General features: G+C 74.3%; 2 protein-coding genes. One reads left to right on the top strand and one right to left on the bottom strand.

Annotated elements, in window-relative coordinates; translation table 11 throughout:
* The first annotated feature begins 80 nt into the window (after positions 1–80).
* On the top strand, positions 81–2,183 hold the full coding sequence (locus tag OHA11_RS45835; protein WP_266508655.1) for a helix-turn-helix transcriptional regulator: 2,103 nt from the start codon (positions 81–83) through the stop codon (positions 2,181–2,183).
* Between the two features lie 339 nt (positions 2,184–2,522).
* Here OHA11_RS45835 and OHA11_RS45830 read toward each other — a convergent pair whose 3' ends face one another.
* Complete coding sequence (locus OHA11_RS45830) at positions 2,523–13,007, bottom strand: type I polyketide synthase (protein ID WP_266508324.1); 10,485 nt, start codon at positions 13,005–13,007, stop codon at positions 2,523–2,525.
* Between the last annotated feature and the right edge of the window lie 51 nt (positions 13,008–13,058).

Raw genomic sequence — 13,058 nt, 5'->3', positions numbered from 1 at the left:
CCCTCCTCGCCACCCAGGCCGGAGAGCCCGTACCGTCGAAAATCAGCCGCGCATATCACCGCGCGACCGCGGGAAACCCCATGCTGGTGCATGCCCTGATGGACGACAGCACTCGTTCGCAGGCCGAATTCGGCCAGCCCGTCCCGAGCACCGCCTACCGTCAGGCGGTGCTCTCCTGCCTCTACCGCGGGGGTCTGCGGCAGACCCGGGTGGCACGGGCGCTGGCCGCGCTCGCCGACCGGGCCGACACCACCACGGTCGGATTCCTCACCGGAACCACGTCCGCCGCCGTCCAGGAGGTGGTCACTGTGTTGAACTCCACAGGGCTGCTGGACGATTACGCGTTCCGGCACCCGGCCGTGGCCGCGGCGATCCTGGACGACATGAACAGCGCCGAGCGCCGCAGCCTGCACAGCGAGGTCGCCGGCCTGCTGTACCGGCAGGGCTCACCCGCCTCGGAGGTGGCCACGCATCTGCTGGCCGCCGACCGCATCGACGAGGTCTGGGGCCGGGCCGTCCTGCGCACCGCCTCCGAACAGGCACTGGCCGCGGACGACGTGGCTCTGTGCACCAACTATCTGTGCCTGGTCCTGCGGGACTGCGAGGACGAGGGCGAGCGGCACGCCCTGTCGGCGGCCCTGGCCCGCGCGGAGTGGCGGGTCAATCCGGCGGCCGCCGGCACCCATCTGGCACCGCTGCGCGAGGCCGCGCTCGGTGACGAGCTCGACGTGCGCGACACGGCCACGGTCCTGCGGCACATGCTGTGGCAGGGCGACACCGAGCTGACGGCCAAGACCGTCGACACGATGGTCCGTTCCCGTACGCAGGCCGACGCCCACATCATCGCCGAGGTGGAGTTCATCCGGCAGTGGTTCTACGGTGTGGCGGTCGCCGGGCGGGGCTCCGACGTCAACAAGCAGATTTCCCAGGGGCGTTCGGCCACCGGTGACGCCACCGGGCTGCGCGCCAAGATGGCCGTGCTGGTCGGCGGCGACGCCACCGACGAGTCCGTGGCTGCCGTGGCACAGGCGTTGCAGGGCCACCAACTGGACTATCTCAACCTCGAACTGGTCGCGATGGCGCTGCTCGCCATCGCGCACACGGACCGCACGGCCGACGCCGCCAAGGCGTGCGACGCGCTGCTGGAGTGCGCCGTGCAGCGCGGGGCCAGGACATGGCAGACGCTGCTCGGCAGCGTCCGCGCGGAGATCGCCCTGCTCCAGGGCGATGTGACCACCGCGGCGGAACGGGCCGTCGAGGCGCTCGACATGCTGCACGCCCAGAGCTGGGGTGTGCTCGTCGGCCACCCGCTGTCGACGGCGATCTTCGCCTACACCGGAATGGGCAGGCACGACGCCGCCGAGGAGCTGCTCAAGCGGGAGCTGCCGGACGCGACGTTCCGGACCGTCTTCGGCATCCAGTACCTGCGCGCCCGCGGGCACCACTACCTGGCCACCGACCGCGCCTTCGCCGCGCTCAACGACTTCGAGACGTGCAGCCGGCTGATGCGTGACGGCAACCCCAACCTGCAGAAGGGCATCCCCTGGCGGACCGACCTCGCGCAGGCCAACCTCCGGATCGGCAAGGTCAGGACGGCCAGGGAGTGGGCCGAGCAGCAGCTGCGGCTGCCCGGCGGGCACAGTTCCCGGGCCCGGGCCGTCGCGCTGCGCGTCCTGGCCAGGGCCAGCAAGCCGCACCAGCGCGCCTCACTGCTGCGGGAGGCGATCGACCTGCTCAAGATGTGCGGCGACCGGCTCGAACTCGCGCTGGCCTACGCCGACCTGTCCGCCGCCCATTCCGAACTCGGTGAGTTCGACCGGGCCCGGCTCGTGGCACGGCAGGCCGCGCAGGAGGCCGAGGCCTGCCATGTCGAGTCCCCGGTGGGCAACCCCATGGTGGCCGCCGAACCCGCCGCGGCCCCGGCGTCCGACAGCTCCGACAACGTCCTGCCTCTCCTCAGCGACGCCGAGTCCCGCGTCGCGGGGCTGGCCGCCCTCGGATACACCAACCGGGAGATCAGCAGCCGGATCCACGTCACGATCAGCACGGTCGAGCAACACCTGACCCGCGTGTACCGCAAGCTGAACGTGGCCAGCCGGGCGGAGCTGCCGTCGAAAGTTCTGGAACACCAGTCCCCCGGCAGGCCGAACCGCCGGACCCGCAGCCGCTCTTCGGCGGTCTGATTCCCGACCTCCTCTCCGACCGCCCACGTCGGCCACGCCTCCGGCCGACCGCAGTGCCCCTCAGCCGTCCCGGGTCCCGGGGCGGCTGAGTCGTATACCGCCGATGCGGGACGGAAGACATGCGCCGCCGTGTCGGTGACCGGTGCCGTGGGCGGCTGGCCCTCAGGGACCGGGAGCCGGGTGGTCTTCCCGGGTGCACACGCTCCGGCGCGGCACCGACTGTCCGGTGCTCTCCGGCACAGCACCGACTGACGGAGCCTGCCGCGCGTGCCGTCCGCCGACGGGACGGCCGCGCCCCGGGACCTGCCCGGGACGCGGCCATCTCGGTGGAGAGTGAGGTCAGTTGAAGCTGCCGAGTTCGTCGTCGAGGATGCCGAACAGTTCGGCCGCGCTGGCCGACTCCAGCTCGGGGCCGCCCTCGGCCCGGGGCTGCGGCTCGTCCCACTCCTGTGCGCCGCCCCACTTCACGCTCAGGGCGCGCAGCCGCGCGGCCACCCGGGCGCGCCGTTCGTCGTCGACCGCGGCCGACTCCAGTGCGGTCCCCAACAGCGCCTCCAGGCGCATGACTTCCGCCTCGGCGTCCACGCTGTCCTCCGCGGTGTCGCCGTCCAGCTCCTCGAAGAGGTGCTGGGCCAGGGCCTCCGGCGTCGGGTAGTCGAAGGTGATCGTGGTGGACAGCCGCAGTCCGGTCTCCGTACTCATGCGGTTGCGCAGTTCGAGCGCGGACAGGGAGTCCACGCCCAGGTCGCCCAGGGCCCGGCCCGGCTCGATGGCGGCGACCCCGCTGTGCCCGAGGACATCGGCGACATGGCCGCACACCATCTCGACCAGCAATTGGGTGGCGTCGGCGGCGTTGAGCCCGGCGAGCCGCTGGGGCAGTGCCTCGGCGACCGCGGCGGCGCGCGCGGTGCGCCGCACCGGTGCCGGGGCCAGGCCCTGGACCATGCGCGGGGCGTCCTCGGTGACCTGGACCCGTACCGGCAGCAGCAGGGCGCTGTCGGTGGTCAGCGCCCGGTCGAACAGTTCCAGCGCCCGGTCGGCCGGCAGCGGCAGGATGCCGTCGCGGGCCAGTCGGCGCGTCTGAGTCTCGCCGAGCCCGGCCGCCATACCCGATCCGGTGTCCCACAGACCCCAGCCCAGGGAGAGGGCGGGCAGGCCGGCGGCCTGCCGCCGGGCGGCCAGGGCGTCGAGAAACGCGTTGCCCGCGGCGTAGTTGGCCTGTCCCGCCGCGCCGAGGGTGCCCGCGGCGGACGAGAAGAGCACGAAGGCGGCCAGGTCCAGGTCGCCGGTGAGTTCGTGCAGGTTCCAGGCCGCGTCGGTCTTGGGCCGCATCACCGCGTGGAGCCGGTCCGCGGTGAGGTCGGTGAGCAGCCCGTCGTCGAGGACGCCCGCGGCGTGCACCACGGCCGTCAGCGGGTGCCCGGCCGGTACGGACTCCAGGAGCAGGGCCAGCGCCTCGCGGTCGGCGGCATCGCAGGCGGCTACGGTCACGGTCGCACCGAGCGCCTCGATGTCCTCGAACCCGTCGGACCCCTTCGTCCTGCCGCTGCGACCGGTCAGCAGCAGGTGGCGTACGCCGTGCCGGGTGACCAGGTGCCGGGCCAGGAGCAGGCCCAGGCTGCCGGTGCCGCCGGTGATGAGAACGGTGCCCTCGGGGTCGAGTCCGGCGGTGGGCGGCGTGGGCCCCTCGTCGGCCGCCTCGGTCAGTTTGGGTACGTACACGATGCCCGCCCGCAGGGCGAGTTCGGGCTCGCCACTGGCCACGGCGGCCGGCAGGGCGGCGGTCGACGCGGGGTCGTCGTCGGTGTCGACGAGGACCAGGCGGTCCGGGTGCTCGACGGCGGCCGCGCGCACCAGCCCCGAGACCACGGCCTGTGCCGGGTCGGGCGGGCCGTCCACGGCGGTGCCGCGGTGGGTGAGGACCACCAGTGGCCCGGTGCTCGTCTCGTCGGTGAGGTGCCGCTGGAGCGTGGTGAGGGCTTCGAGCGCCGTCAGCCGTGCCAGGGCCGGCAGGGGCGTCCCGGCGTCCGGCCGCGGGCGGAACGTGACGGTCCGCGGCTCGCTCGTCGGACCGTCGGCGGGCAGGGGCAGGGGTGTCCAGCGCACCTCGAAGAGGTCACCGGGCGTGGGTGCGGCGGCGTTCAGTTGCTCGGCGGTCACCTGGCGGATGCGCAGTGACTCCACCTCGGCGACGGGCGCGCCCGCGCCGTCGTACAGCGACAGGGTCATGCGCTCGGTGCCGTGCGGGGTGAGCCGCAGCCGTACCGTCGTGGCGCCGGCCGCGTGGAGTGTGACGCCGTCCCAGGAGAACGGCAGCGTCATGGCGGTCGGGTCCTGGCCGTCGAGCAGGTCGATGGCGTGCAGGGCGGAGTCCAGCAGCGCCGGGTGCAGACCGAAGCCGTCGGCCGCGGCCGTGTCGGGCAGGGCGAGTTCCGCGTAGACCTCGTCACCGAGCCGCCACGCGGCGCGCAGGCACTGGAACAGCGGGCCGTAGGCGTACCCCTGTTCGGCGAGATGGCCGTAGGTGCCGCTGACGTCGACGGCCGTGGCGCCGGACGGCGGCCAGGCCCGCGGGGCGTCCGGCTCCGACGCGGCCCGGGAGGTGAGGACGCCTCCGGCGTGCCGGGTCCAGGCGCCGTCCGCTCCCTCGGGGCGGGCGTGCACGGTCAGGTGCCGCCGTCCTTCGCCGTCGAGTGCGCCGGCCGCCACCTGGAGGTGGACCGCGCCGTTCTCGGGCAGGACCAGCGGCCGTTCGATGGTGAGTTCCTCGATGTGCGTGCATCCGACCCGGTCGCCCGCCTGGACGGCGAGTTCGACGAAGGCACTGCCCGGGAGCAGCACGACTCCGGCGACGGCGTGGTCGGCGAGCCAGGGGTGGGTGGCCAGGGACAGGCGGCCGGTCAGGGCGACGGTGTCGTCGGCGGCCAGGGAGACGACCGCGCCGAGCATCGGGTGTCCGGCCGGGGACTGGCCGAGGCCGCCCGCGTCGGTGGCCGTGGTGGGCTGGTCCTCCAGCCACAGCCGTTGCCGCTGGAAGGCGTACGTCGGCAGGTCCGTGCCGCGGGCACCGGTCCCGGCGAAGACGCGTTGCCAGTCGACGGCCAGGCCGCGGATCTGGGCGGTGGCGAGCGCGGTGGCCAGCGCGGCGTCCTCCTCGCGGTCCCGGCGCAGCACGGGTACGAGCAACGACCGCTCGGGGTCGGTGAGGGCGTGGACGCCCATGGTGGACAGCACCGCGTCGGGGCCGAGTTCGACGAAGGTGCGGACGCCGTCGGCCTCCAGGGCGCGTACGCCGTCGCCGAAGCGCACGGCCTCACGGACGTGCCGGACCCAGTATTCGGGTGAGCACAGTTCGTCGTCGGTGGCGCGGGCGCCGGTGACGTTGGAGATGACGGGCACGGAGGGCGGGGAGAAGCGCAGCTCGCGGGCGATCTTCTCGAACTCCGCCAGCATCGGGTCCATCAGCGGTGAATGGAAGGCGTGGCTGACGCGCAGCCGCTTGGTCCTGCGGTCGTCGAAGGCGGCGCCGACGGCTTCCACGGCGGCTTCGGTGCCGGAGACCACGACGGCGCGCGGGCCGTTGACGGCGGCGATGGACACCTCGGGGCTCAGGTGCGGCCGTACCTCGTCCTCGGTGGCGTCGACGGCGAGCATCGCTCCCCCGGCGGGCAGTTCCTGCATGAGCCGGCCCCGTGCGGTGACCAGCCGGGCGGCGTCCGTCAGGTCCAGTACGCCGGCGACGTGCGCGGCGGTCAGTTCGCCGATGGAGTGCCCGGCGAGGTGGTCGGGGCGCAGTCCGTAGGACTCAAGCAGCCGGTACAGCGCCGTCTCGACCGCGAACAGCGCGCTCTGTGTGTAGAGGGTGTGGTCCAGCAGGGCGGCGGCGTCGCTGTCGGGTTCGGCCCACATGACCTCGCGCAGCGGGCGGTCCAGCTGCGCGTCGAGCGCCTGGCAGACGTCGTCCAGGGCGCGCCGGAACGCGGGGTGGGAGTCGTACAGGCCGCGGCCCATGCCGAGGCGCTGAGCGCCCTGGCCGGTGAAGAGGAACGCCACCCTGCCGCCGGTCTCCCGGCCGCGTACGACCGTGTCGGCGGCGGTGCCGTCGGCCAACGCGGTGAGTCCGGCGAGGAGTTCGGCCTCGTCGCGGGCGATCACCGCGCCTCGGTGGGCGAGGGCGGCGCGGCCGGTGACGAGAGAGTAGGCGAGGTCGGCGAGCGGCCGGTCGGCGACGGTCTTCAGCCGCTCGGCCTGGGCGGCCAGCGCCTCGGGAGTGGCCCCGGACAGCAGGACCGGCAGCAGCGGCGCGTCGGCGTCCGGTACGGAGGGCCCGGCGGAGTCGGGCGTCTCGGCGGTGGGCTGTTCGATGACGACGTGGGCGTTGGTGCCGCTGATCCCGAACGACGAGACACCGGCGCGCCGCGGACGGCCCGCCTCGGGCCACTCGCGCTCCTCGGTCAGCAGCCGCACGGCGCCCGCCGACCAGTCCACCTTCGTCGACGGCTCGTCCACGTGCAGGGTGCGCGGCAGCACACCCTCGCGCATCGCCATGACCATCTTGATGACACCCGCCACACCGGCCGCGGCCTGGGCGTGGCCGATGTTCGACTTGATCGACCCCAGCCACAACGGCGTGTCCTCGGGGCGCTCCTGGCCGTAGGTGTTCAGCAGGGCCTGCGCCTCGATCGGGTCGCCCAGGGTGGTACCGGTGCCGTGTGCCTCCACCGCATCCACTTCGATGGCCGACAACTGGGCGGCGGCCAGGGCCTGTTCGATCACGCGCTCCTGCGACGGACCGTTCGGCGCGGTCAGACCGTTGGACGCGCCGTCCTGGTTCACCGCCGAACCGCGGACCACGGCCAGTACGTCGTGCCCGTTGCGGCGGGCGTCCGACAGCCGCTCCAGCAGCACCATGCCGACGCCTTCGGAAAGGGCTGTGCCGTCGGCGTCCTCGGCGAAGGACTTGGCGCGGCCGTCCACGGCGAGGTTGCGCTGCCTGCTGAAGTCCACGAACGTGTCGGCGGTCGACATCACGGACACGCCGCCGGCCAGGGCCAGCGTGCACTCGCCCTGGCGCAGTGACTGGGCGGCCAGGTGGAGCGCCACGAGCGACGAGGAGCACGCGGTGTCGACGGTGAGCGTCGGCCCTTCCAGGCCGAGGGTGTAGGCGACCCGGCCGGAGGCGATGCTGCCGAGGCTGCCGTTGCCCAGGTAGTCGCGGACGGACTCCGGCGCGTTGTTCAGCCGGCTGCCGTAGTCGTAGTACATGACGCCGGTGAACACGCCGGTGCGGCTGCCGCGTACCGCGTGCGGGTCGATCCCGGCGCGCTCCAGCGCCTCCCAGGAGGCTTCAAGGAGCAGTCGCTGCTGCGGGTCCATGGCGAGTGCCTCGCGCGGGCCGATGCCGAAGAAGTCGCCGTCGAAGTCGGCGGCGTCGTACAGGAAGCCGCCCTCGCGGGTGTACGTGTGGCCGGCCTTGCCGAGTTCCGGGTCGTACAGGCCGTCCAGGTCCCAGCCGCGGTCGGCGGGGAAGGCCGCGATGCCGTCGCGGCCCTCGGCCAGCAGTCCCCACAGTTCCTCGGGGGTGGTGACACCGCCGGGGTAGCGGCAGGACATGGCGACGATGGCGATCGGCTCGTCCAGGCCCGTGACGAGGCCTTCGGCGGCGGGTGTCTCGGGGGCGTCCGGCCCGACGAGTTCCCGCCTCAGGTAGCCGACCAGCGCGTTGGCGTCGGGGTAGTCGAAGACCAGGGTGGCGGGCAGCCGCAGATCGACGGCGGTGCCGAGCCGGTTGCGCAGTTCGACGGCCGTCAGGGAGTCGAAGCCCGCCTCGCGGAAGGCGCGGCGCGGGTCGAGCACCATGTCGGCGCCGTGTCCGAGCACGGCGGCGACGTGGGTACGGACCAGTTCCAGGAGTACGGCGTCGCGTTCGGCGGGGGCGAGGGCGGTCAGCCGGTCGGCGAGCGAGGCGGACTCGGTGCGGGCGGCCGCCGTGCGCCGGGCGGGAGCCGGTACGAGGTCGCGCAGCACGGACGGTACGTCGTGGGCGCGGCGCAGCGCGGTCAGGTCCAGCCCGACGGGCAGCAGGAAGGGCTCGTCGCCGCCGAGCGCGGTGTCGAGCAGCAGCAGTCCGTCCTCGGTGGGGATGGGTCGGACGCCCGCGCGGGCCATGCGCTCCACGTCGGTGTCGCTCAGGTGCGCGGTCAGGCCGGTGCGCTGTTCCCAGAAGCCCCAGGCGAGGGAGACGGCCAGCAGGCCCGCGGCGACGCGGTGCTGGGCAAGGCCGTCGAGGAAGGCGTTGGCGGCGGCGTAGCCGGACTGGCCCCCGCCGTCGATCGTGCCGGCGGCCGAGGAGAACAGGACGAACGCCGACAGGCCGAGGTCCGCGGTGAGTTCGTGCAGGTGCCAGGCCGCGTCGACCTTGGGCCGCAGCACGGCGTCGAGCCGGTCCGCGGTGAGGCCGGTCACGAGGCCGTCGTCGAGGACGCCGGCCATGTGCACGACGCCGGTCAGCGGGTGCGCGGCGGGCACCTCGGCGAGGAGTCCGGCGAGCTGGTCGCGGTCGGCGGCGTCGCAGCGTACGACGGTGACCTCCGCGTCGAGGTCGGCGAAGTCGTCGGCGGCGGTGCCGCTGCGGCCGGCCAGCACGAGGTGGCGTACGCCGTGTTCGGTGGCCAGGTGGCGGGCGACGAGGCAGCCGAGGACGCCGGTGCCCCCGGTGATCAGGACCGTGCCGTCGGGCTCGAAGGCGGGCGCCGGTCCGCCGTGCGGGGCGCTGCGGGCCAGGCGCGGCACGTGCACGGTGCCGTCGCGCAGGGCGAGTTGGGGCTCGCCCGTGGCCGCGGCGACCGCTGCTGCCTCTGCGGCGGGGGCTCCGGTGTCGGCGAGGACGAACCGGTCGGGGTTCTCGGCCTGCGCGGCGCGTACGAGGCCCCAGACCGCGGCGCCCGCCAGGTCCCGGACGTCCTCGTCGCCGACGGCTATCGCACCGTCGGTGAGCACCAGCAGCCGGGCGGTGGCCGTGCGGTCGTCCGCCAGCCACTCCCGGAGCGTGTCGAGCGTGCGGCCGACGGCGTCGCGCGTGCCGCCGACGGGTTCGCCCTCGCCGTTGACGGGCAGCACCACCCAGTCGGGCACGGTGTCGAGAGCGGCGAGACCGTGTTCGTCCAGGACGGCGGACGCGACGTCGGGCCGCTCCGGTAGGGGCCGCGCGGGCCAGCCCAGGCGGTACAGGTCGTCCGTGCGGGCCGGGCCCGCGAGGGCGGCCGGGTCGACGGGCCGGGAGACCAGGCCGTCGACGGCGGCGACCGGGGCGCCGGTGGGGTCGGCGAGCTGGAGGGTGAGGGTGTCGCTGCCCTGGAGGCGTACCCGGAGCGCGGTGGCCCCGGCGGCGTACAGCGAGACGCCGTTCCAGACGAAGGGCAGCCGGGCGCCGTCCTGCGGCTCGGCGCCGAGCCCGTCGGCGTGCAGGGCCGCGTCGAAGAGCGCGGGGTGCAGGGCGAACCGGTCGGCGTCGACGGGCAGTTCGAGCTCGGCGAAGGTCTCGTCGCCGCGGCGCCAGGCGGCGCGCAGGCCCTGGAAGGCGGGCCCGTAGTCGTAGCCGAGGGCGGCCAGTTCCTCGTAGGCGTCGTCCACCGGCAGGGGTACGGCGTCGGTGGGCGGCCAGGCCGCGAGGTCGAAGTCGGGTGCCGCGGTCTGCGGTGCCAGCAGCCCGGAGGCGTGCAGCGTCCAGCCGCCGTCGTCCGCGCCCTCGGGGCGGGAGTGGACGGTCAGCGCGCGGTGTCCGGTGTCGTCGACGGCGGCCACGTGCAGCTGGAGCTGGACCGCGCCCTGGGCGGGCAGCACCAGCGGTGCCTGCAGGGTGAGTTCGGTGGCGTGTCCGCAGCCGAGGTCGTGGCCGGCGCCGAGCGCCAGCTCCACGAAGGCGGTGCCGGGCAGCAGAACGGTGCCGCCCACCGCGTGGTCGGCGAGCCACGGTGCGGTGGCGGCGGTCAGCCGGCCGGTGAACAGCGTGCCGCCCCCGGCGACCGGGACGGCCGCGCCGAGCAGCGGATGACCGGTCGCCGAGAGACCGGCGGCGGTGACGTCTCCGGTGGCCGGGGAGTGGCCGAGCCAGAACCGTTCGCGCTGGAAGGGGTAGGTGGGCAGCTCGGCGGCGCGTACCGGCGTACCGGCGAACACCTGGGACCAGTCGACGGGGATGCCCGCGACGAACGCCTCGCCCAGGGAGGCGAGGACGCGGTCCGGGCCGCCGTCGTCACGGCGCAGCGAGCCCAGGCCGGTGATGTCGGCGCCCGCGGCGTCGGCGGTCTCCTCGATGCTGTGCAGCAGTACCGGGTGCGGGCTGCACTCGACGAACACGCCGTAGCCGCCGTCGAGGAGCGTGCGCGTGGTGGGCGCGAACAGCACGCTCTGCCGCAGGTTGGTGTACCAGTACGTGGCGTCGAGACCCGTGGTGTCGTACAGCCCGCCGGTGACGGTGGAGTAGAACGGCACGTCGGCGGCGCGGGCCTCGATGCCGGCCAGGTCGGTGAGCAGGCGTTCGCGGATGGACTCGACGTGTGCGCCGTGCGAGGCGTAGTCCACCGGGAGCCGCTTGGCGCGGGCGCCGTCGGCCACGATCGTGTCGCGCAGTTCGTCGAGGGCGTCAGCGTCGCCGGACAGGACCACCGAGGAGGTGCCGTTGACGGCGGCCACCGAGACGCCGTCGCCGTACGGGGCGATGAGCTCGCGCAGCCGCGCTTCGGGCAGTGCGACGGACATCATGCCGCCGCGTCCCGACAGGTCCTCGGCGATGGCCCGGCTGCGCAGGGCCACCACGCGGGCGCCGTCGGCCAGGGACAGTGCGCCGGCCACGCAGGCGGCGGCGATCTCGCCCTGGGAGTGGCCGATGACGGCGGCGGGTCGCACGCCGTGGGCCCGCCACACCTCGGCCAGGGACACCATGATCGCCCACAGGACGGGCTGGACGACGTCCACCCGCTCCAGCGGGCGGCGGGCGCGCACGGTCTCCAGCAGGTCCCAGTCGGTGACGGGTGCGAGGGCCTCGGCGCAGTCGGCCATGGCGGCGGCGAACACCGGTGACGTGTCGAGGAGGTCGGCGGCCATGCCGGCCCACTGGGAGCCCTGTCCGGGGAACACGAACGCGATACGGGACTCCCCCGCTCGCGCGCCGCGCACGACGTGCGGCGCGGCGGTGCCCTCGGCGAGGGCTGTCAGGCCCGCGGTGAGGGCGGGCAGGTCGGCGCCGGTGACGACGGCCCGGTCGTCCAGCGCGGCACTGGTGGTGGCCAGGGCGAAGGCGATGTCGGGGACGGGGTCGGCGCCGGTGGCCAGGTGGTCGAGCAGTTGCCGCGCCCGTGCGGCCAGGCCCCGCTCGCCCTTGCCGGACAGCACCAGGGGCAACGGCCCGGTCCAGGCGGGCTCTTCCTCGCGGGGCTCGGGTTCGGGGGCGGCCTCCACGATGACGTGGGCGTTGGTGCCGCTGATGCCGAAGGACGACACGGCGGCGCGGCGCGGTTCTCCGGTCTCGGGCCAGTCGCGTGCCGTGCTGAGGAGTTCCACGGCGCCGGCGTCCCAGTCGACCTGGGGGGTGGGCCGGTCGGCGTGCAGGGTCTTCGGGAGCCGGCCGTGGCGGATGGCCATGACCATCTTGATGATGCCCGCGACACCGGCCGCGGCCTGGGTGTGGCCGATGTTGGACTTGACCGAGCCGAGCCACAACGGCTCGTCGCGGCCCTGTCCGTAGGTGGCGAGCAGCGCCTGGGCCTCGATCGGGTCGCCCAGCGGGGTGCCGGTGCCGTGCGCCTCCACTGCGTGCACCTGGCCCCCGTCCAGCCGGGCGTTGGCCAACGCGGCCCGGATGACGCGCTGTTGGGAGGGGCCGTTGGGAGCGGTGAGGCCGTTGGACGCGCCGTCCTGGTTGGTGGCGGTGCCGCGTACCAGGGCGAGCACCCGGTGGCCGTTGCGGCGGGCGTCCGACAGGCGCTCCAGGAGCAGCAGGCCGACGCCCTCGCCCCAGCCGGTGCCGTCCGCGCCGTCCGCGAAGGACTTGCAGCGGCCGTCCAGGGCCAGGCCGCGCTGGCGGGAGAAGTCGACGAAGGTGTCCGGCGTGGACATCACGGTGACGCCGCCCGCGAGCGCGAGGGTGCACTCACCGGTGCGCAGTGCCTGGACCGCCAGGTGCAGAGCGACCAGCGAGGAGGAGCAGGCGGTGTCGACGGTGACCGCGGGCCCTTCCAAGCCGAGGGTGTACGAGACCCGGCCGGAGGCGACGCTGCCGAGGTTGCCGTTGCCCAGGTAGCCCTCGACGCCCTCGGGCACCTCCGTCAGCCAGCTGCCGTAGTCGTGGTACATGACGCCCGCGTAGATACCGGTGCGGCTGCCGCGCAGACTGTGCGGATCGATGCCGGCCCGCTCGAACGCCTCCCAGGAGGTCTCCAGGAGCAGCCGCTGCTGCGGGTCCATGGCGATGGCCTCGCGCGGGCTGATGCCGAAGAACCCGGGGTCGAAGTGCGGGGCGTCGTACAGGAACCCGCCCTCGCGCACATGGGTCTTCCCCGGCGCGTCGGGGTCGGGGTCGTACAACGCGTCGCCGTCCCAGTCGCGGTCCGCGGGGAAGTCGCCGACGGCGTCCACGCCCTCGTCGACGAGCTGCCACAGCTGCTCGGGAGTGCTGACGCCGCCGGGGTAGCGGCAGCTCATCGCGACGATGGCGACGGGTTCCTGCGCCGACTCGGTGATCTCGGTGTTCCGCTGGCGCAGCCGCTCGTTCTCGAGCAGCGACTCGCGCAGCGCTTCGACGATCTGCTCGACGGATGTGTCCACGGTCGGTGTCGCTCCCTGATTGCTTGGCGGCGCCGGGGTGGTGCGGCGCGG

It is taken from the genome of Streptomyces sp. NBC_00878 (genome assembly GCF_026341515.1).
In the GTDB taxonomy this organism is placed as follows: Bacteria; Actinomycetota; Actinomycetes; order Streptomycetales; family Streptomycetaceae; genus Streptomyces.
Note: the sequence above shows the minus strand (reverse complement) of the source record. Positions and strands in the feature narration are given on the sequence as shown.

Excerpts from the sequence above, each read along its gene's own strand:
- OHA11_RS45835 (WP_266508655.1), top strand. The coding sequence starts at position 81 with ATGCTGGTGCATGCCCTGATGGACGACAGCACTCGTTCGCAGGCCGAA.